At 35.5% G+C, this 21,349-nt stretch carries 19 protein-coding genes and 1 tRNA gene; 15 read left to right on the forward strand and 5 right to left on the reverse strand.

The window, feature by feature from the left end:
• Positions 1 to 45: 45 nt before the first annotated feature.
• The 5 genes from gldK to ABJF08_RS09535 all read left to right on the forward strand — a co-directional run bounded on the left by gldK (position 46) and on the right by ABJF08_RS09535 (position 5,833).
• On the forward strand, positions 46 to 1,425 hold the full coding sequence (gene gldK, locus ABJF08_RS09515) for a gliding motility lipoprotein GldK (RefSeq protein WP_348115920.1): 1,380 nt from the start codon (positions 46 to 48) through the stop codon (positions 1,423 to 1,425).
• A 55-nt stretch (positions 1,426 to 1,480) separates the two neighbouring features.
• On the forward strand, positions 1,481 to 2,137 hold the full coding sequence (gldL, locus tag ABJF08_RS09520) for a gliding motility protein GldL (RefSeq protein ID WP_348115921.1): 657 nt from the start codon (positions 1,481 to 1,483) through the stop codon (positions 2,135 to 2,137).
• Positions 2,138 to 2,184: 47 nt separating this feature from the next.
• Positions 2,185 to 3,726 (forward strand): gliding motility protein GldM, encoded by a 1,542-nt coding sequence (gene gldM, locus ABJF08_RS09525; RefSeq protein WP_348115922.1) that lies wholly within the window; start codon positions 2,185 to 2,187, stop codon positions 3,724 to 3,726.
• Positions 3,727 to 3,746: 20 nt separating this feature from the next.
• On the forward strand, positions 3,747 to 4,676 hold the full coding sequence (gene gldN / locus ABJF08_RS09530; RefSeq protein WP_348115923.1) for a gliding motility protein GldN: 930 nt from the start codon (positions 3,747 to 3,749) through the stop codon (positions 4,674 to 4,676).
• Between the two features lie 101 nt (positions 4,677 to 4,777).
• Positions 4,778 to 5,833: an FAD-dependent oxidoreductase gene (locus ABJF08_RS09535; RefSeq protein WP_348115924.1), complete on the forward strand. Its 1,056-nt coding sequence runs from the start codon at positions 4,778 to 4,780 to the stop codon at positions 5,831 to 5,833.
• 85 nt (positions 5,834 to 5,918) lie between these two features.
• On the opposite strand, the gene ABJF08_RS09540 is transcribed toward ABJF08_RS09535, so the two are convergent.
• Entirely contained in the window at positions 5,919 to 6,302 is a 384-nt protein-coding gene (locus tag ABJF08_RS09540; protein ID WP_348115925.1) for a DUF983 domain-containing protein, read from the reverse strand.
• Between the two features lie 57 nt (positions 6,303 to 6,359).
• Here ABJF08_RS09540 and ABJF08_RS09545 point away from each other — a divergent pair, with 57 nt between their 5' ends.
• From ABJF08_RS09545 to dnaG, 7 genes are all read left to right on the forward strand, one after another.
• Complete coding sequence (locus ABJF08_RS09545; RefSeq protein ID WP_348115927.1) at positions 6,360 to 8,282, forward strand: ATP-binding cassette domain-containing protein; 1,923 nt, start codon at positions 6,360 to 6,362, stop codon at positions 8,280 to 8,282.
• A gap of 79 nt (positions 8,283 to 8,361) precedes the next feature.
• Positions 8,362 to 9,516 carry an HlyD family efflux transporter periplasmic adaptor subunit gene (locus tag ABJF08_RS09550; RefSeq protein ID WP_348115928.1) on the forward strand — a complete coding sequence of 385 codons (1,155 nt, stop codon included), beginning with the start codon at positions 8,362 to 8,364 and terminating at the stop codon, positions 9,514 to 9,516.
• On the forward strand, positions 9,513 to 12,731 hold the full coding sequence (locus ABJF08_RS09555) for an efflux RND transporter permease subunit (protein WP_348115929.1): 3,219 nt from the start codon (positions 9,513 to 9,515) through the stop codon (positions 12,729 to 12,731). Before ABJF08_RS09550 ends, ABJF08_RS09555 begins: the two co-directional genes overlap by 4 nt.
• Positions 12,724 to 14,085 (forward strand): TolC family protein, encoded by a 1,362-nt coding sequence (locus tag ABJF08_RS09560; protein ID WP_348115930.1) that lies wholly within the window; start codon positions 12,724 to 12,726, stop codon positions 14,083 to 14,085. Before ABJF08_RS09555 ends, ABJF08_RS09560 begins: the two co-directional genes overlap by 8 nt.
• The gene (locus ABJF08_RS09565) at positions 14,082 to 14,261 is read left to right on the forward strand and encodes a CPXCG motif-containing cysteine-rich protein (RefSeq protein ID WP_348115931.1); all 180 of its coding nucleotides are present in this window, start codon (positions 14,082 to 14,084) and stop codon (positions 14,259 to 14,261) included. The genes ABJF08_RS09560 and ABJF08_RS09565 overlap by 4 nt, the downstream gene beginning before the upstream one ends.
• A 122-nt stretch (positions 14,262 to 14,383) precedes the next feature.
• Positions 14,384 to 14,456, forward strand: a tRNA-Met gene (locus ABJF08_RS09570).
• Positions 14,457 to 14,562: 106 nt separating this feature from the next.
• Positions 14,563 to 16,560 carry a DNA primase gene (gene dnaG, locus ABJF08_RS09575; protein WP_348115932.1) on the forward strand — a complete coding sequence of 666 codons (1,998 nt, stop codon included), beginning with the start codon at positions 14,563 to 14,565 and terminating at the stop codon, positions 16,558 to 16,560.
• Here the strand turns inward: dnaG and ABJF08_RS09580 are convergent.
• Both ABJF08_RS09580 and nadE read right to left on the reverse strand, forming a co-directional pair.
• A complete protein-coding gene (locus ABJF08_RS09580) occupies positions 16,553 to 17,176 on the reverse strand; it encodes a response regulator transcription factor (RefSeq protein ID WP_348115933.1) in 624 nt (207 codons plus the stop codon). The genes dnaG and ABJF08_RS09580 overlap by 8 nt on opposite strands.
• 104 nt (positions 17,177 to 17,280) lie before the next feature.
• Positions 17,281 to 18,069, reverse strand: coding sequence for an NAD(+) synthase (gene nadE, locus ABJF08_RS09585; protein ID WP_348115934.1), 789 nt, complete (start codon positions 18,067 to 18,069; stop codon positions 17,281 to 17,283).
• Positions 18,070 to 18,123: 54 nt separating this feature from the next.
• Here nadE and ABJF08_RS09590 point away from each other — a divergent pair, with 54 nt between their 5' ends.
• From ABJF08_RS09590 to ABJF08_RS09600, 3 genes are read left to right on the forward strand one after another with little or no spacing between them, the layout of a single operon-like run.
• Entirely contained in the window at positions 18,124 to 19,101 is a 978-nt protein-coding gene (locus ABJF08_RS09590) for a gliding motility lipoprotein GldB (RefSeq protein ID WP_348115935.1), read from the forward strand.
• Entirely contained in the window at positions 19,101 to 19,445 is a 345-nt protein-coding gene (gldC, locus tag ABJF08_RS09595) for a gliding motility protein GldC (RefSeq protein WP_104515773.1), read from the forward strand. The genes ABJF08_RS09590 and gldC overlap by 1 nt, the downstream gene beginning before the upstream one ends.
• Before the next feature lie 13 nt (positions 19,446 to 19,458).
• Positions 19,459 to 19,710 carry a DUF3820 family protein gene (locus ABJF08_RS09600; RefSeq protein WP_348115936.1) on the forward strand — a complete coding sequence of 84 codons (252 nt, stop codon included), beginning with the start codon at positions 19,459 to 19,461 and terminating at the stop codon, positions 19,708 to 19,710.
• A gap of 9 nt (positions 19,711 to 19,719) precedes the next feature.
• Here the strand turns inward: ABJF08_RS09600 and yihA are convergent, their stop codons facing one another.
• A complete protein-coding gene (yihA, locus tag ABJF08_RS09605) occupies positions 19,720 to 20,319 on the reverse strand; it encodes a ribosome biogenesis GTP-binding protein YihA/YsxC (protein ID WP_348115938.1) in 600 nt (199 codons plus the stop codon).
• Positions 20,320 to 20,424: 105 nt separating this feature from the next.
• Positions 20,425 to 21,189 carry an alpha/beta hydrolase gene (locus ABJF08_RS09610; protein ID WP_348115939.1) on the reverse strand — a complete coding sequence of 255 codons (765 nt, stop codon included), beginning with the start codon at positions 21,187 to 21,189 and terminating at the stop codon, positions 20,425 to 20,427.
• Between the last annotated feature and the right edge of the window lie 160 nt (positions 21,190 to 21,349).

Consider the following 21,349-nt stretch of genomic DNA (forward strand, 5'->3'; position numbering starts at 1 on the left):
ATAGGTTTACGGCCTTAATTCATAAAGAAAACTTAAAATACCCTTATGAAAAAGTTATTTGTCCTTTTAGCAGTAGCATCACTTTTTGCAAGTTGTGGAAAAGGAGACCGAGGAATGGTTACAGGAGAGCGTGGAAAGAAATGGCATCCAGAAAAACCTTATGGTATGACGTTAGTGCCAGGTGGTGCATTTATTATGGGTAAATCCGATGATGATATCGCAGCAACTCGTAACGCACCTACTAAGACCGTTACAGTTCCTTCCTATTACATGGATGAAACTGAAATTACCAATGCAGAATACCGTCAGTTTGTTTACTGGACTAGAGATTCTTTGTTCAGAACTAATCTTGCGATTATGGCTGATGAGAATGGAGCTCTTCCTGGAGATGATGGAATCGGTGAGTTTGCATTTCTTGATGCTGAAGGAGCTGAGGGAGATGAATTAACGCCTTGGGAACAATATGTTCAAGATAACTATGTAGGATTAGGTCCTACAGGTTATGAAGGTCGTAAGTTGAATCACGATATTGATTTGATTTGGGATACGGAAGATATGCCAGATGAGTTTTACGCAGAAGTTTATGATAATATGATCATACCTTTTGAAGAAGCTTATAACGGTGAGCGTACTATAGATACAGAGAAAATTATCTTTACTTATACGAGTCTTGATGTGAATGCCGCGGCTAGAAATCGTGATGAATCTAAGTCAAGAAAAGATTTTATAGAACAAGTTCCTGTGAAAATCTATCCTGATACAACTGTGTGGATTCGTGATTTTAACTACAGTTATAACGAGCCTATGCATAATGATTATTTCTATCATGAAGCATATAGTGATTATCCTGTAGTAGGTGTTAACTGGAATCAGGCTAAAGCTTTTTGTCAGTGGAGAACATTGTATCACAATGCTTATCGTAAGCAAAGAAATGTAGAGCGTGTGAATGAATACCGTCTTCCTACTGAGGCAGAATGGGAGTATGCTGCTCGTGGTGGTCTAGAAGGAGCGACTTACCCTTGGGGTGGTCCTTATGCAAAGAATGACAGAGGTTGTTTCTTAGCTAACTTTAAACCTTTAAGAGGTGATTATGCTGCTGATCAAGCTTTGTATACTGTAGAGGCAGAGTCTTACGAGCCTAACGAGTATAATCTTTACAATATGGCAGGTAACGTATCAGAATGGGTGAATTCTTCTTACGAAGCTGGTGCATATGAACATATGTCTTCTATGAGTCCTGTAGTGAATGATGCTAACAATAAACGTAAAGGTGTACGTGGTGGATCATGGAAAGATGTTTCTTATTTCCTTCAAGTAGGTACACGTGATTATGAATATCAAGATAGCGCAAGAAGTTACATAGGTTTCCGTACAGTACAGTCGTACATGGGTACTGATGTTACTCTTAATGCTGCAACTAACTAGATTTTCAATCAAGTAAATAATAACTTAACTTAACTTAACTTAAAAACTTAACACAATGGCACAGTCTAAAACAACAAAGAAAATATTTAACATGGCTTACGGTATCGGAGCCTCTGTAGTAATTGTTGGAGCATTATTTAAAATTCTTCACTGGGATTTTGGATACGGTTTCTCAGGGAATAACCTTCTTATGATCGGTTTGATTACAGAAGCAGTTATTTTCTTTATCTCTGCATTTGAACCAGTAGAAGATGAATTAGACTGGTCTCTAGTATACCCAGAATTAGCAGGTGGACAATTAGCTAATAAAAAAACTGTTAAAAAAGAAGAGCAACCTAAAGATGCTCAAGGATTATTATCTCAAAAATTAGATGCTATGCTTAAAGAAGCTAAGCTTGATGGTGAGTTAATGTCTAGTTTAGGTAACAGTATCCGTTCTTTTGAAGGTGCTGCTAAAGGAATTGCTCCTACTGCTGAAGCAATGTCTTCAACTAAAAAATATTCAGAAGAAATGGCTCTTGCTGCTGCTCAAATGGAATCTTTAAACAGCCTTTATAAAGTTCAAGTTGAAAGCTCTTCTCGTCAAGCACAAGCAAATGAAGCCATCGCAGAAAATGCGACAAAACTTCAAGAGCAAATGGCAGGTCTTACTAATAACTTGTCTTCTCTAAACGGAGTTTATGGTAACATGTTAGGAGCTATGAAAGCTTAATTAGTTTATTATTAAAACTATTATTAACAATAACTAATTAGAATATTATGGCAGGAGGAAAACAGTCCCCAAGACAGAAGATGGTAAACCTGATGTATCTGGTTTTTATCTCAATGTTAGCATTGAACATGAGTAAAGAGGTGCTTAATGCATTTGGTTTACTTAATGTAAATATAGAAGAAAGTAATGTTGCTGCAACTGCAAAGAACGAGTTGGCAATGAATGGTTTGTCAGAACTTGCAAATGAACAACCTGATCAATACGGTGATGCAAAGAAAAAAGGTCAATTGGTTGATCAGGTTTCTAAAGAGTATTTTTCATATTTAGAAGAGTTAAAGAATGAAATGGAAGGTACTGTAGAAAATCCATCGGATTATGCAGTAATGGATAAGGGTGATTTTCTTGATGTTAAATTTTTAGAAGGAGGAGTAATTACTAAAGATGGTCAAGAATTTTTAGATCGTATGAAGGGATATAGAGATGCTGTAAAAGCTGCTGTTCCTGAAAATGTTGAGCTAAATAATGACTTAGATAAAAAGTTTACGCCTAATGATGTTACTAATAAGGATGGTAAGGAAATTCCTTATTTAGATTATCATTATAAAGGTTATCCTTTAATTGCTTCTATAGCAAAGATTACATTACTACAGAGTGAGGTTAAAAATACTGAGTCTCAAGTTTTAAGTAGTTTGATTAGTAAAGAACAAGCTAGTGCTTTAAGTGTTACCAAGCTTACTACTTTGATGGAACAACCTAAGTCGGCTTACTATAACGGTGAGATTTTTGATGGTAGTATTGTTTTAGGAAAAAAAGATCCTAATTTCAAGCCTACAAAAGTTGAATTAAAGCTAGATGGTAGAAAGCTATCTGAGAATCAGTATTCTATTGAGGCAGGTAAAATTGTATTAAAAGTAGGTGCTGGTGCTCCTGGAGATCATAAGATTACTGGTCAGTTAATATTTATGGAAAATGGTAAAGAAGAGCCAATCGAAGTTGATCAGTCTTTCGCAACTATTCCTAAACCTAACTCAGCAACTATTGCTGCTGATAAGATGAACGTTGTTTATCGTGGTGTTGCTAACCCAATGACTATCTCTTTTGCAGGTATTTCAGGAAATAGCGTAAACGCTTCTGCTCCTGGTTTAACTAAAAAGAGTGGTAACAGTTATATGATGAGTCCTGGTGCAGGTAAAACTGTTAAAATTAATGTTACAGGAACTTTACCTGATGGAGCAAAAGTTTCAGATTCCAAAGAATTCCGTATTAAGAATTTACCTCGTCCAACCGGTATGATAAGTAAGTCTTATGAAAATGTTAGTAAGACACGTTCTAACTTAGGTATTTCAACGGTTTCTGCGGAGTTTTTAGACTTTGACTTTGACTTGAAACCTCGTGTTACTGGTTTCTTATTTAAGGTTCCTGGACAGCCATCTGTACCTGTTTCTGGTACTAAGTTGAGTTCAGCTGCAAAGAATACTTTGAAGAAAGCACGTAAGGGAGATATCGTTCAGATTACTAAGATCAAGGCAGCATTGCCTGGTGTTAATGTGAAGAGTGTTTCTGACATTGCTATCGAAATTACAGATTAATAAAAATTTAAATTCAAATTATGAATAAGATCATAGTTTTATTAGCAGCAGTTGTTCTTTCAGGGACAGCTTATGCACAAAACAATATCCTTAACGCTAAAAGTCCTGCTGAATTCGGTACTAAAACCGAATCTCAAATGGAAAATGATAACGATAAGCCTTTACCATATGGTTTTGTTGGAGATCGTGATATCTTATGGCAACGTACGGTATGGGAATCTATTGATCTTGATGAGAGAGTTAATTTCCCATTGTACTACCCTGTAGATACAAATTATGTAGGAAAGGAACGTCGTTCTTTGTATCACGTGTTAACTAAAGCAGCTATGTCTGGTGAGATTACTCTTTTCGGTGATTCCTATTTTAATGAAGCTCGTGAATTTAAAGATATTGAGAGTACTTTAAAAAGTCAGATTATTACTAATGCTGGTATTGATGTTCTTAATGACGAAGGAGTTGTTGTTGATGAAGGGGTTAGACCTTTAGATATCGATACTACTTATAATATTCCTGGTTTTGATGAATATATTGAGACTAAGACTATAGGTGCAGATGATGTAAAGGAATATAGAATTAGAGGTTTGTGGTATTTTGATACACGTCAAAGCGAGTTGAGATATAGATTATTGGGTATTTGTCCAGTTACTCCAGATGTAAACTTCCCAGATGACCCAACAGGTGTTGAATTGTTTTGGATTTATTATCCCGATGCAAGAGAGATGTTACATAATTCAAAAGCTTTTAATACTTTGAATTCTGCAAGACCTATTTCTTTTGATCACATCCTAAATTCTAGAAGATTCAACGCTCTTATTTATAAGATGGATAACGTTCAAGGAGATAGAGAGATCGATCAATATATTTCTGATAACTCTATGATGCAACTTTTAGAGTCTGATAGACTTAAGGAGATCGTTCGTAATTTTGAAATTGATATGTGGAACTATTAATCGTTCACATTTAATATTATTAATGCCTCGCAATAGCGAGGCATTTTTTTTGCTTTGAATTTTGAATCATATTTGTATCTTATATCATCTTTATTAATATTATGAGTTTTAAAAAATCAGTGGATGTAGTTATTGTAGGTTCTGGAATTGCAGGTTGTACATTAACCTGGCAGTGGATTTTAAAGGGTAAATCTGTTGTAATGATTTCAGATATAGATAAAGGATCTTCAGCTGTTGCTGCTGGTGTTTATAATCCTACTATATTGAAAAGATTTACTAGTGTGTGGAAGTCTAGGGAGCAATTAGAGGTTCTTAACTCGTTTTATCCTCTAGTGGAGCAAACGGTAGGTGTTTCTTTTTTGCATCCTATTAATATTCTTAGAAGATTTCATGACGATAAAGAAATTAAGACATGGTTGAAAAAATCTCATAAGGAGGATTTAAAGGATTTCATGTCTCCGGACATTGTGGATCTTGAGATGGTTGGTATTGATGCTCCATCTAATTTTGGTTTGGTAAAAGAAACCGGTTGGTTAGATACTTTAGGTTTTATGAATGCTAGTTTAAATTATCTAAAGAGTCGGTCTTCTTTGCTTACCGAGTCCTTTGATTTTGATCAATTGTCTCATCAAGAAGATCATATTTGTTATAAAGATATTAGAGCAGATAAAATCATCTTTGCTGAAGGTTTTAAAATGCGATCTAATCCTTATTTCAGTGATCTACCTTTGCAGGGTAATAAAGGTGAAGTGCTTACTATTAAAGTGCCTGGTCTTAAATTAGATCATATTATTAAATCTTCTGTTTTCTTGATGCCTTATATAGATGATTTATTTTGGGTAGGCGCCACGTATAGTAGAGATGATTTTACAGATAATTCTACAGAAGTCGCAAAGGAGTTTTTGACTTCTAGATTAGAACGTTTCTTGAGCTTGCCTTATGAAGTGGTAGACCACAAGCACGGTATAAGACCTACCACTTTAGATAGGAGACCTTTTATAGGATCACACAAAGATTATAATAACTATTATGTATTTAATGGTATGGGTAGTAGAGCTGTGTTGATTACGCCTTGGGCTGCTCAAAACTTGTTCGATAGTATATATTATGACACAGATATTAACGAAGAAATGAATGTGAATAGATGCTATAAATAATTCACATTAGAGTATGTATTATAATCATAAAAGCCGCTTTAAAGTATTTAAAGCGGCTTTTATGATGTGTGAGAAACTCAGAGAACTATCTTTTTTTGTCCTTTGTTTTATCATAATCCATAAATATATTGATCCATATATTTCTAGAGACTCTTATCACCATGGGTAGGCTAAAAATCGATATCAATGTGATAGCTATAAAAATATTCCATCTTGATAAGTCCAGTATGTAATATCCCAGTACAAAAGTGGCGATTGCTATTGCTACACCTACTCCATAACTCACATACATCGATCCATAGAAGAAACTAGGTTCGATTTTATACTTAGTATCACAGTGACTGCACCTTTCATTCATTTCCTGTGTTTTACTAGGATTATAGAGATTGCGACTGGTGTACATGGACTCATTTTGGCATACAGGACACGTTCCTGTAAAAATGCTGTATAATTTAGTACCTTTTAGCATAAGAAAGTTTTAGTGTTAACGCGCAGTTGCGCATCTTTGCAAAGATACAAAACGACTATGCTCAACGTTCACGATTTACATGTAAGTTTCGGTGGAGAACCGTTATTTGAAGAAATTACTTTTAGACTTAATCCGGGAAACCGTGTGGGTTTAATAGGTAAAAATGGTGCTGGAAAATCTACACTTTTAAAAGTTATTTCTGGAGATATTCCTTATGACCAGGGTAATATAGCTATCGAGAAAGATATCAGTATAGGTTTCCTAAAACAAGACATCGATTTTGTAAAAGGGCGTACGGTTTTAGAAGAGGCGTATACCGCTTTCGCGAAAGCGAGACAAATAGAAGCTCAAATAGAGGAGATAAATGAACAATTAACCACTAGGACAGATTATGAATCTGACTCGTATTCTAAATTGATTGAAGACATCGGTGATCTTAATCATGAATACGAAATTATAGGTGGTTATCAATACAAAGGAGAAACAGAGAAGATTCTTAAAGGTCTTGCTTTTAAGCCAGAGCAATTTGATAAACTAACAGATGAGCTTTCTGGTGGGTGGCGCATGAGAATAGAACTTGCAAAGCTCTTATTAGAAAAACACGATATTCTTTTATTAGATGAGCCTACTAACCACCTTGATATTGATTCCATACTTTGGTTAGAATCATTTTTACAAACTTATCCAGGAGCAGTCGTTATAGTAAGTCACGATAAGATGTTTCTAGATAACGTAACTAATCGTACCATAGAGATAAGTCTAGGTCGTATTTATGATTATCCTAAACCTTATACTAAGTTTCTAGCCCTACGTGCAGAGATACGCGAGCAGCAGGCAGCTACCTTTAAGAATCAACAAAAGGAGATAGAACGTACAGAAAAGTTAATTCAAAAATTTAAAGCCAAAGCCAGTAAAGCTACCATGGCACAGTCGCTAGTTAAAAAACTAGATCGCATGGATGTGGTGGAGATAGAGCAGACAGATAATGCTGCAATGAATATAAATTTTGCTAAGTCCATACAGCCTGGTAAAATAGTTCTAGAAATCGATCAGGTGAGTAAATCATTTGGTGATAAAGATGTTTTAGATAAAGTAAGCCTTACTCTAGAACGTGGTAAACGTGTTGCTTTTGTTGGGCAAAATGGAATGGGGAAATCTACATTGGCAAAAATTATTGTTGGAGATGTAAAGGCTCAAGGTGATATTAGTTTAGGACACAATGTTCAATTAGGATATTTTGCACAAAATCAAGCTGAGTATTTAGACGGTGAGAAAACAGTTCTTGACATTATGCTAGATGCTGCGACAGACAGTAATAGAGTAAAAGTACGTGATATGTTAGGTTCTTTTCTTTTTAGAGGAGACGAGGCAGAGAAGAAAGTGAAGGTGCTTAGTGGTGGAGAACGTAACAGGCTAGCGCTTTGTAAGCTGTTATTGCAACCATTTAATGTACTTATAATGGATGAGCCTACTAACCACCTAGACATTCAGTCTAAGAATGTGCTTAAAGCTGCGTTAGTAAAATTTGACGGTACATTAATAGTGGTTTCTCACGATAGAGAATTCTTGCAAGGTTTAACAGAGACTGTTTACGAGTTCCGTGATCATAAATTAAACCTCTATTTAGGTGATATAGATTATTACCTAGATAAAAGAAAGGCCGATGATATGAGGGCGATTGAAAAAGTAGAAGTGGTTAAGGATGTTTCGCTTTCGCGAAAGCAAGAAACAGAAAAGAAACAACTCTCTTATGAAGATCAGAAAAAACAAAAATCTCTTAATAATAGGCTGTCAAAGGCAGAAGCCAAGATCAATGACTTAGAAAAAACCATTCAAAAACTAGATGCAGAACTTGCTGCAAATTATGATGAGTTGGTTAAAAAAGAAGGTTTCTTTGATGGCTATCAGGCAAAAAAGAAGGAGTTAGAAGAGTGGATGACTAAGTGGGAAACTGTGTCTGAGCAGCTGGATGCCATGTAAGTTTCTTTATGTAAATTTTAACAATAACAGTTTAGACCTTTTATAGTTTTGCTGGTCTCAACGTTATTAAAATTTAAACATGCGCAAAGCAATACTCTCTATACTTGCTGTTATAATTATCATTGGAGCTTTTTTTGTCTCACAAATGATTGCCGATAGCAAAACCGCTCCTAAACCCATAGTAAAAAAGGACGTTAAAATCGTTGTTACAGACACGATCCAAAACACAACAGTACCTATTATAATTCCGGCAAATGGAATTTTACAAGCTAAAAAGCGTGTAGAATTATATGCAGAAGTAAGTGGTGTTTTTAATTCTACTGGTAAGCTTTTTAGAAAAGGTCAAGAATACAGCGCAGGTCAGACCATGATAAGCATGGATAACAGAGAATTTTATGCACAAGTACAAAGTGCTAGAAGTAATCTTAATAATCAAATCACTGCAATCATGCCCGATTTAAGACTGGATTATCCAGATTCTTACGCACAGTGGCAGTCCTATCTTTCTAACTGGAATAGTAATGCGAGTACTCCAGCTTTACCTACTGCTGTTAACGAGCAAGAAAAGTACTTTATTACAGGACGTAATATCTATACTACTTATTATAACATTAAAAATCTAGAAAGTCGTTTAGGTAAATATAGAATTACCGCTCCATTTAAAGGTGTACTGACAGAGGCTATGGTTACTGAGGGTACTTTAATAAGAAGCGGACAGCAACTAGGAGAGTTTATACAGACTGGATCTTATGAATTACAGGTGGCAATAAGTGCAGATTTTGCCGACTTGTTGAAAGTAGGAGAAGAAGTAGAGCTTAAAAATATTTCTAGTTTAAAATCTTACAAAGGCAAGGTGACTCGTATTAATGGAAAGGTAGACCAAGCATCTCAAACTATTACTACTGTTATAGAAGTAAATAACGACAGCCTTAAAGAAGGTATGTACCTTACAGCAAATCTGGATGCACAACAAATTGAAGATGCGGTAGAGTTGGACCGAAGTTTAATACAAAATGAGAATCAATTATTTGCTGTTAACGATGGTAAACTAGACTTGATAACTGTACAGCCTATTCATTACTCGGATAAAACAGTTGTGGTTAAAGGTATCAAAGATGGGACGGTTATAATATCTCAATCAGTTTCTGGAGCTTATCAAGGAATGATAGTAGAGACAGAAGAAACTGCGAGTAAGGCTAGTAATGAAGAGTTAGATTCTAAAAAAGCAGCATGAGATCAATAATAGGTTATTTCATAAAGCATAGTGTTGCTGTAAATGTCGTAATAGTAGGGATGATAATTTTTGGAGTTTTTGGGATGGTTTCCCTTAAATCTTCATTTTTCCCGCTTACTGACTCAAAAATTATAAATATAAGCGCAACTTATCCTGGAGCATCGCCTCAAGAGATAGAAGAAGGTGTTGTACTTAAAATTGAGGATAATCTTAAAGGTATAGAGGGAATAGATAGGGTAACTTCTGCTTCTCAAGAGAATGCAGGAAGTATTACGGTAGAGATCCTGAAAGGTTACGATATCGACTTCATGTTATTAGAAGTGAAAAACGCGGTAGATCGTGTTCCTTCTTTTCCAGTGGGTATGGAGCCGTTAGTTGTTTCTAAAGGAGTCGAATCTAGACCTACTATCTCTTTTGCACTTAGTGGTGAAGATGTGCCACTTAAAACCTTAAAGCAACTAGCTAGAGAGATAGAAAATGATCTAAGAGGTATAGATGGTATTTCTCAAATAGCCATAGAAGGATATCCTGATGAAGAAATTGAGATCGCTGTAAATGAAAATACACTTAATGGATATGGTCTTAGTTTTCAAGACATTTCTGATGCTGTATCCAGCTCAAATATCCTTACCACTGGTGGTAATATTAAAACAGATACAGAAGAATACCTGATTAGAGCAAATAGTAGGTCTTATTATGGAGATGAATTAAGTCATATCCCTGTAAAAACATTGTCAGACGGTACAAGTATTCTTTTAAAAGATGTGGCAATAATTAGAGATCGATTTTCTGAAACGCCTAATGCTACTTATTTTGATGATAAACTTGCTGTTAATATTACAGTAACCAGTACAAATGCCGAGGATTTAATAGACGCGGCAGATAAGGTGAAGGAATATATAGAAAACTACAACCAGAGATTTACTAATGTACATTTAGATATTGTTAGGGACCTTTCTGTAACCTTGAATCAGCGTACAGCACTATTGACAGAAAACGCTATTGTCGGTATGTTATTAGTACTGTTATTTCTTTCAGTGTTCTTAAACACGAGATTAGCATTTTGGGTAGCATTTGGTTTACCTATTGCATTTTTAGGAATGTTCATATTTGCAGGTCAGTTTGATGTTACCATAAATGTACTTTCCCTCTTTGGGATGATTATCGTGATAGGTATTCTAGTAGATGATGGTATTGTAATAGCCGAAAATATCTACCAACATTATGAAGATGGTAAGTCACCAGTGCAAGCAGCTATAGATGGTACAATGGAGGTGATTCCGCCTATTTTAAGTGCTATCATAACGACATTACTGGCTTTTTCCACATTCTTATTCTTAGAAGGTAGGATAGGAGATATTTTTGGGGAAGTCTCAGTCATTGTTATTTTAACACTTGTTGTATCGCTGGTAGAAGCACTGGTTATACTGCCAGCTCACTTAGCACACTCTAAAGCTTTACAGCCTAAGTCAGATAAGCCTAAGAAAGGTATTGCTAAGGCATTTCAAAAAATGCGAGTGATTAATGAATATGGAGATAAATCTATGAACTGGATGCGTGATAAACTGTACGCACCTGTTTTAAGATTCTCATTGTCTAACAAGCTCTTTGTTTTCTCATTATTCTTCGCGGCTTTATTTTTAACAGTAGGTTCTATGAATGGAGGTATTATTAAAAGAGCCTTCTTTCCACGTGTATCAAGTGATCAAGTTACAGTTACACTGGCTATGCCTAACGGTACATCAGAGTTTATAACAGACTCGATTATCAACTCCATAGAGGTAAAAGCGCTTCAAGTAAATAAAGAGTTTACAGCAAAATATTTACAAGATGAGATTTATGGTGATAGCATACAGTTGTTTGAGAATATCATCAAATCACAAACATCGTCGTCATCAGCTAGTTTACGTATCAATCTATTGCCTGGAGAAAGTAGGCCAGATGATCTAGATGCGGCTATAGTGTCTAATTATTTGAGAGATCTTGTAGGAGTTATCCCTAGTGCAGAAACTCTTACTTATGGTTCTGGTGGTAACTTCGGTGGTAGTCCTGTGGCAGTTTCTTTACTTAGTAATGATATTACAGAGCTTAAAGCTGCCACAGCAGAGTTTAAAGAAATACTAGCAGCAAATCCTTTATTGAAAGATATAGAGGATAATGACCCTGCTGGTATAAAAGAAATCAATCTAGTATTAAAAGAAACAGCCTATTCACTAGGTCTTACTACTAGAACAGTTATGGCGCAAGTACGATCTGGTTTCTTTGGGACAGAGGCGCAACGTTTTCAGCGTGGTCAGGATGAAATTAGAGTATGGGTGCGTTATGATAGAGATAATCGTAATAGTATAAAAGACTTAGATGAGTTTAGAGTATTAACTCCTGCTGGTGACCGTGTGCCACTTAGAGATGTAGCATCTTACACCGTAGAAAGAGGTGATGTTGTTATTAATCACTTAGAAGGTAGAAGAGAGGTTCTTATTAGCGCAGACCTTAAAGATCCGAGCCAGGATGCTACAGAGATATTAGAGAATATTAAGGCAGAGGTTATTCCTAGTCTACAAAACAAATATCCAACTATATCGCCTAATTATTTGAGTGGACAAGCACGTGAGGCAGATAAATTTTTATCAAGTCTTGTTGTAGCAGGACCTGTTATCTTGCTGTTGATTTATTTTGTGATTGCATTTACCTTCCGTAGTTGGTTGCAACCTATAATGCTTATTGTTCTTATTCCTTTTAGCTTTGTGGCTGTAGGATGGGGACACTGGATTCATGGTTTTCCAGTTAATATTTTATCACTACTTGGTATTATTGCCTTGATAGGTATTATGGTAAATGATGGACTTGTACTTATAGGTAAGTTTAATAGCTCCATAAAAGAAGGGTTAAGTTTTGACGATGCTCTTTTTGAGGCAGGAAAAAGCCGTTTTAGAGCTATTTTCTTAACCTCAATAACTACTATAGCTGGTCTTGCACCACTATTATTAGAAAAGAGTAGACAAGCTCAGTTTTTAAAACCTATGGCCATTTCTATTTCTTATGGTATAGCAATGGCTACCGTATTAACCTTGGTTATGTTACCACTGTTTTTAAGTTTTGGTAATAGTGCAGAGGCTGCTATATATTGGTTACGTACCGGTAAAAAGGCTAAAAAAAGAGATTTGACAGGTATCGCACCAGAGCAAAACGAACTAGATAGTGATGAAAATGAATAAGCAATTATATAGTTTAGGTCTTGTTATGTGTTTCGCTTTCGCGAAAGCGTACTCACAACAAATTACAGAGACGTTACTAAGTAGAGAGCAAGCTGTTGAGCTCATGCTAGAAAATAACTACGGAATTAAAATAGCTAACAATACGACTGAAATTGCTGAGAATAATGCAGGTATCCTAAATTCAGGTTACTTACCTTCTTTGCAGGGAACGGCTAGTGCTAGTTATGATGATACAGATTCTACTACTGACTTTGATGGTGCTCTAGATGAAAGCGGAGTGCCGCGCACAAACATTGAAATCAATGATGCCGAAACCAGGCAGTACAATGCTGGTGTTGCTTTAAATTATACATTATTTGACGGATTAGGTAGGTTGTATAATTACAAGCGTTTAAAAGAGCAATATAGTTTAAGCAAATTAGACGCTCGAGCGACTGTAGAGAATACGACTTTACAATTAATGAGTGTTTACCTAGAAATTTCAAGAATTACAGAAAACTTAAGTGTTTTTGAACAAACGTTAGAAATTTCTAAAAAGCGAGAAGAGAGAGCGCAGTACCAGTTTGAGTACGGTCAGGTAAATAAGCTAGAGGTGCTCAATGCGAGAGTAGATATAAATACGGATAGTGTAAATGTTCTTAATACCAGACAACAACTACGCAATACTAAACGCGATCTTAATTTGTTATTAAATAGAGATTTAACTAGTGATTTTGAGGTAGATACTACTATCGTTCTTCAAAATTTATTGAAAGTAGATAGTTACTTGGAAAAGGTAAGTGAAAATAACATACGTCTATTGCAGTCTGCATCTACTTTACAGATAAGTGATTATGATATAAAAACAAGTAAAGCACTGTTGCTACCTACTATAGGTTTATCTGGTTCTTATGGTTGGAATCAATTAGATAGTCCGTCTAGTGCTTTCTTTCCTGCTACTACGAGGACTAGTGGTTCTTTTACTCTAGGGGCATCTTTAACATGGGATATATTTGATGGAGGTAGGAGTATTACTGGGCTTCGTAATTCACGTATAGCTTATAAGAATGAAGAATTATCTAAAAAGCAAATAGAACAAGAAGTAAGCAGGGATATCGCCAATGCTAAAGGTAACTATACAAATGCACTTGCTATTTATAGAATGCAACAACAAAATGTGCTAACTAATAATAGTAATTTTGAAAGGACTGAAGAGCAGTTTAAACTGGGACAAGTAAGTAGTATCGAGTTTAGACAGGCACAGGTGAATCTATTAAATGCAAAAACTATTGAGAATCTAGCAAAATATGATGCAAAACTAGCCGAGTATCAATTACTCCAACTAGCTGGTCAATTGCTTAATATCCCTTTATGATAGAACATTTTTTCATGTGTCCTCATTGCTGGCAAGAGATATCTATGTTGTTAGATCCAGCATATTCACAGGTTTATGTTGAGGATTGTGAAGTGTGCTGTAATCCCATTGAGTTAAAAGTAAGTTTTTTTGATGGTGAAATGTCTGGTTTTGAGGCAAGAGAGATAGGGCAGTAAAAGTTTTTTAAAAAAAGCTTGTGTAAGGTTTAAAGGCTGCGTATATTTGCAGCCCATTAGAACAGGAAGTTGTTAGAGTAATGATCTGAAGTTGTAAAACAAGTAACTGATAGTTTTTAAATCGCGAGGTAGAGCAGTAGGTAGCTCGTCGGGCTCATAACCCGAAGGTCGCTGGTTCGAGTCCAGTCCTCGCTACTAAGAAAAAAAGCTCTTGAGAAATCAAGAGCTTTTTTGGTTTTATATATTTTAGTGCGGCCCGTTTTTATGGGAAAACGCTATTTTTATATTAGAATATTTTCAAATGATTTCAAGAACAACCGTAGATGCCGTATTTGACGCTGCCCGTGTAGAGGAGGTGATAGGTGATTTTGTTCAATTAAAGAAATCAGGTTCTAACTTTAAAGGATTAAGTCCTTTTACTGATGAACGTTCACCTAGTTTCATGGTGAGTCCAGTTAAGCAAATTTGGAAAGACTTTAGTTCTGGTAAGGGTGGGAATGCTGTTACTTTTATTATGGAGCATGAGCATTTTACGTTTCCTGAAGCGATAAAGTGGTTAGCTAAAAAGTATGGTATTGAAGTCGAAGAAACAGAACAGACTGATGAGCAGAAGCAAGTTCAAAATGAAAAAGAATCTATGTTTCTTGTTTCTAAATATGCTGCAGAGTGGTTTCATGGACAATTAAAAACTGATGAAGGAAAAGCTATAGGGTATAGTTATTTTAAAGAGCGTGGTTTTACTGATGAAACTATCGATTACTTTCAGTTAGGTTATAATCCAGATCAATGGAGTGCTTTTACAGATGCAGCAATAAAAGCAGGTTATCAACTAGAGTTCTTGAACAAAACAGGTGTTTCAATTGTTAAAGAGGACAAGAAATTTGACCGGTTTAAGGGTCGTGTAATGTTTCCTATACGTAGTCTTTCTGGGCGAGTTTTAGGTTTTGGAGGTAGAATTCTTAATAATGAGAAAAAGGCTGCGAAGTATCTCAATTCTCCACAGAGTGAGATTTATGATAAATCAAATGTACTTTATGGTATATACGAGGCAAAGCAAGCTATAGCAAAAGAAGATCTTTGTTATCTAGTAGAAGGTTATACTGATGTAATACAATTGCATCAGGCAGGAGTGAAGAATGTGGTTTCTAGTTCTGGTACTGCGCTTACTAGTCAGCAAATTAGATTAATTCAACGACTTACTAAGAATATTACTGTATTGTATGATGGTGATGCAGCTGGAATGAGAGCGGCTATACGAGGTACCGACCTTATATTAGAAACTGGGATGAATGTGCGTGTGTGTACTTTCCCTGATGGGGAGGACCCTGATTCTTTTGCAAAATCTCATACAGAATCTGAAATAGTAGATTTTCTTTCTAATAATGCTCGTGATTTTATCTCTTTTAAATCTAGTCTTTTAAAAGAGGAATCAGCAGGTGATCCTATCAAGAAAGCTGACATGATCAGGGATATAGTAAATAGTATAGCAAAAATTCCTGACGATATTTCTAGGGAGATTTATGTTAGAGAAAGTGCTGCTATTCTCGATATAGGTGAAGATGTATTATTTTCTACGCTAGCTCAAGTTCGTAATTCTGGACTTATAGAACAAAAGAAGAAGCAAGTTAAAGAGCAGGCACAGGCGCCTATGACTAAAGTGGAAGCTTCTTCTGAAAATGTAAATGTAGACCGTAGAGGGCTATTAGAACGATCTATTATTGCTATCTTGTTATTGTACGGTGGTAAAGATGAGGTTTTTGAAGATGAATATATTCAGGATGGTAGTGGTGTAGAAGTCGAATATGAAACAGTAAAAGGAGAACAACGTGTGTATGAGAAAATTTACATGGACTTGCACTCTGATGAGATTAAGTTTGCTAATTCTGATTTTCAAGCAATTTATACTAAGATAATTGATGTTCTATTGTTGGAGCAAAAGCTAGACGTTCAATTGATACTGTCAGCTTTTGAGGGTGAATATGCAAGTGTCATTGCTGATATAACTATGTCAGACGATAAGTATAGTCTTCATGATTGGGAACGTAATCAGATTTTTCCAAAGCACAAAGACCAGTCGGTGTCTGAATATACTAGCCAGGTGTTATTGCATTTCCGACAATTTTTGATCTACGATCTAGTGGAAAATATCAATAGAATTATCGCAAAGAATTCTCCTGAAGTAGATAACCAAGAAGCTTTAAGGCAAGTAATGGATTACAATTTGTTAAGGACTAAAATTGATTTAAAAAACAGAACGGTTATACCTTCTGATGGTTTAAGTAGGTTCCTGTTTAACTAGTGATTTGTAATAAACGTGACTGGTGTATAAGGTCGGCTATATTATCAACGTTTAGTTTTTTAAGTAATCTAGTTTTGTAAGTACTTACCGTTTTCTCATTAATGGATAGCTGCTGAGCTATTTCTTTATTTCGCTTACCTCTAGATAATAAGTTAAGAACTTCTATCTCTCTAGTAGAGAGTTTTTTGAATTTAAGAATGTTACTAGTCTGTTTGTTATTCAATTGATGTTTGATGTCTTCAGACAGAAAAGTCTCTCCACTTGCTACAGTAAGTAATGATTTTCTGATTTCTTTTACAGAGCGCGTTTTTGCTATGTAGCCATTTGCACCTGCTTTTACCGAGCTTATAGCGTATATTTCTTCAGGATGACAACTTACAACTAGAATTTTGATGTCTGGAAAATGGGATCTTATTTCTCTAAGAGAACCGACACCGTTAGAATTGGGTAAATCGACTTCGAGAATTAGCACATCTGGATCGTGTTTTGTGATGCCAGAAATAAGATCTTTACCGTCATCTATTTTGCCTACAAATTGAAAGTCTTTATAGTCTTTCATCATAGCTTTTAACCCTTTATTAAAGATGGGGTGATGGTCTGCTAATAAAATGTCCATTTCTTATTAATTATTGTATCTACAAATATATACAGCTCATAAGTAATTCTTACAAAATCAAGTGTGCGTATTGCCTTACATCACAGAGAATTAGGTGTTAAAAATTACCTAAAATTAGAGGGTATTTCGCACACAGGAATAGGGTTCATCTTATGTTGATTCCTGCTGTTAAATGATAAATAAATGTTTAACACTTCTTGCTCTCTGTTACTTAAATCTTCAACATTATAGCCTTTATTTATTTGATTCATAGCCCATTCTAGCTCGTCATAACTGGCTCCTATTTGGTCTTCATCTGTTTTTTCTGCTCCATAAAGACCATCACTAGGTGCTGCTTTCATGATGCTTTCAGGTACATTTATCAGCTCACCGATGGCATAAACCTCGCTTTTCATCAAATCTGCAATAGGGCTAACGTCCACACCGCCATCACCATATTTTGTGTAAAAACCGACGCCAAAATCTTCTACTTTGTTACCGGTACCTGCCACTAATAATCCATTTACACCACCGTGGTAGTAAAGTGTGGTCATTCTTAGTCTTGCTCTGGTATTACCTAAAGTAAGTTCCACCTGTGGATTAGTGTCTATGCTAGGCATGTTAGATTTGAAAATATCAAAAACAGGTGTTAAGTCACTACGTACGTCAGTAACATTACTAAAGCGTTTTTTTAATTGCTCTATATGCTCTTGCGCTCTGGTCACATGATCTTTATGCTGGTGGATAGGCATTTCTACACAAAGTAGATCTAACCCAGTCATCGCGCATAAAGTAGATGTAACAGCGCTATCTATACCGCCACTTACACCTACTACGTAACCTTTGACTCCAGCTTTAGTAGCATAATCTTTTAACCATTTTACTATATAATCAGTAACTTTATCAGTTTTCATAATCGTATTTTTGCAAGCCTAAAAATAAATAAAATAATAGCGAGTTATTGGTGTATGAAGATTAAGTTATTTAAGTTTTTTGTTATTATCGCTTTCGCGAAAGCGATAACCTCATGCACATCTGGTTCAAAAGTAGAAGAGGAGATTTCTAATATACCTCTAGATGTAGAGTTCGTACAGTTTCATAAAGAGTTTGCAGATGCTCAAAAAGCAGATTTGTCTACGTTGAAAGGAGAGTACCCACTGTTTTTTCCGGTAACAGTGCCTGATAGCGTATGGATGGCAAAAATGGAAGGTAAAGATTCTATACATAATGTATTAGAAAAAGCCGTAGATGATGCTGATTTTAATTATGTGGGAATAGAAGGAGAGTTAGAAGATGTAATGCGCCACGTGGTGTATTATTTTCCAGATTTTGAACCTACTCCTATAGTAACCGTACTGTCAGATGTTAATTACAGACAAAAAGTTATACCTACTGCTAGCCAGTTAATAGTTTCTATAGATACTTATTTAGGTAAGGATCATGAGTTGTATATAGGGATTAATAAATATCAAAGAGAGAATTTAAATATAGAACAGCTACCGGCTGATGCTTCTCTAGCTTATGCACGACTCTTTGTTGAGCCTAGTATGGAGCGTAGTTTATTGGGTAATATGATTTATCATGGTAAGCTGCATTATCTACAAGAATTATTTGCGCCTAACGCAACTGGTGATCAGTTGTTTAATTATACTCCTGAAAAATATATTTTTACTGTGGAGAATGAAGGTGAGATGTGGAGGTATTTTATAGATAACGAACTACTATACGATACAGATTCAAAATTATTATCTCGTTTTATATTACCAGCACCTTTTTCTAAATTCTATTTAGAGGTAGACCAACAGACGCCAGGTGGTGTAGGTCGCTATATAGGTTACAGAATGGTTAAATCATTTATGGATAATAATGAGGTAGATATAGAAACGATGATTCGATTAAAGCCAGAAGAAATTTTTAAACGATCTAAATACAAACCATTACAATAATGTCAGATAATAAAAATAGATCTACTATTAAGATAGGGATCGAACTTGATGAAAATAGAGTGCCAGAACACATAAGATGGAGTGCGCCAGACGGTGGTGTAGATGCTGCAGAGGCTAAGGCTATGATGGTTTCTATGTGGAACAGTGTAGAGAAGGAGTCTTTCCGTATAGATTTATGGACCAAAGATATGCCTGTAGATGAGATGAGAGTCTTTTTTCATCAGACACTTGTTTCTATGGCAGACACCTATCATCGTGCAACAAATGATGATAAAATGAGAGATACGATGATTGATTTTTGCGATTATTTTGCAGAAAAATTAAATCTCAAAGAGAGTAAATAACTCTTTTAAATAAATGGAAGAACCATTATTTGATCATAAGCTATTGATAGAAATGTCATGGTATAAAATGCCCTTCGGTGCTCATAAAGGTAAATTCCTTAGTGAGTTACCGGAGTCGTATTATGTCTGGTTTAGAAGACAAGGGTTCCCTAAAGGTAAGTTAGGTAACTATATGACAACTGTTTTTGATATGAAGGTAAATGGTATCGAAGGTATTTTACGAGAGATACGTAAAAACACGGTTAACGATAGGCCGGTTTTTTAATCGCCTGTCTTATAAGGTATCGTTTATACTACCTATGTAATTAAGTAGTTCTTCTTTTCCTTGATTATTAGAAGAGCTAGTTACAAAGTATGGAGGCATTTCTTCCCATACACCTTCAGTAAGAAACTTTTTATAAGCCTCTACATTACGTTCTAAGGCATTGGGTTTTAACTTATCGGCTTTAGTAAAAATAATACTAAATGGAATACCGCTCTCACCTAGCCATTCCATAAATTCAACATCTATAGGTTGTGGCTCATGTCTTACATCTACTAGTACAAATCCTGAAATCAGTTGCTTGCGTTGTTCAAAATATTTAGTGATAAATTTCTGAAACTTTGCTTTGCTAGTCTTAGATACTCTAGCATACCCATAACCAGGTAAGTCGACTAGGTGCCAAGATTTATTAATTAAAAAATGATTGATTAATTGAGTTTTTCCCGGTCTACCAGATGTTTTAGCTAGGCTCTTCTTATTAGTAAGCATGTTAATTAAAGAAGACTTTCCTACGTTAGATCTACCGATAAATGCGTATTCTGGAATCCCTGAGTTAGGACATCTTTTTACGTCTTGGTTAGATATAACAAATTCTGCGCTAGTAATTTTCATATGGCAAAGGTAATGATTAGTCGGCTAGAATTATGATCAGACGGTTTATAGAAACTGCTTGATTCACGATGACTATGGATTAATGAAGGAAAAGAGATTCTTTAATTATAACTTTCTTTTTTCTAGCCAGCTATTAAGAATTTCATTGAACTCGTCTGGATGTTCCATCATGGCTGCGTGCCCACATTTATCTATCCAGTATAGGTCGCTGTCTGCAAGTTTTTCATGAAACTCGTCTGCAACTGCAGGCGGTGTCACACTATCTTGTTTACCCCAGATAATACAAACCGGAGTTGTCATATTAGGTAAATCCTTAGACATGTTGTGTCTGATCGCACTTTTTGCTATAGCTAGTGTTTTGAGTAATTTGTTACGATCATTAACTGTAGCAAATACTTCGTCTACTATTTCTTTAGTAGCGACAGCAGGGTCATAAAATACATCTTGACTTTTTTCTTTGATGTAATCGTAGTTTCCTTTTTTAGGATAACTCTCACCCATCGCGCTTTCATAAAGACCAGAGCTACCAGTGATTATGAGAGCTTTAATTTTTTCAGGAAATAACTTTGTAGTGACTAGTCCGATATGACCACCTAGAGAATTGCCTAGTAAAATAACTTCTTTCCAGCCCATATGGTCGATAAAGGCGTTGATGTGCTTTGCAAATGTACCGACGCTAGTTTTAATTAGTGGCGTGGTGTACAGCGGTAAAGTAGGCACAACTACTTGATAACCTTTTGAGGGGAAATAATCGATCACACCTTGGAAATTACTCAAACCGCCCATTAAACCATGAAGTATGATTATAGGTGTTCCTTTTCCAGTAATGTAATACTCAAATTTACCGTCTTTGATTAAGTCGTGCGTCATAGGGTAATTCTAAGTGGCAAATATAGTTGTTTTGAATGTAGCAAGATGCCTCAATTTCTTTAGTTTTTAAAGAGATAATTCACTTTTTATTTAAAATAATAAATGTTGCTGTCTCGCTTTCGCGAAAGCGGAATTAACATCCTTTTTAAGTATTAAGTAC

This window comes from Nonlabens sp., from assembly GCF_039941875.1.
Classification (GTDB): Bacteria; Bacteroidota; Bacteroidia; order Flavobacteriales; family Flavobacteriaceae; genus Nonlabens.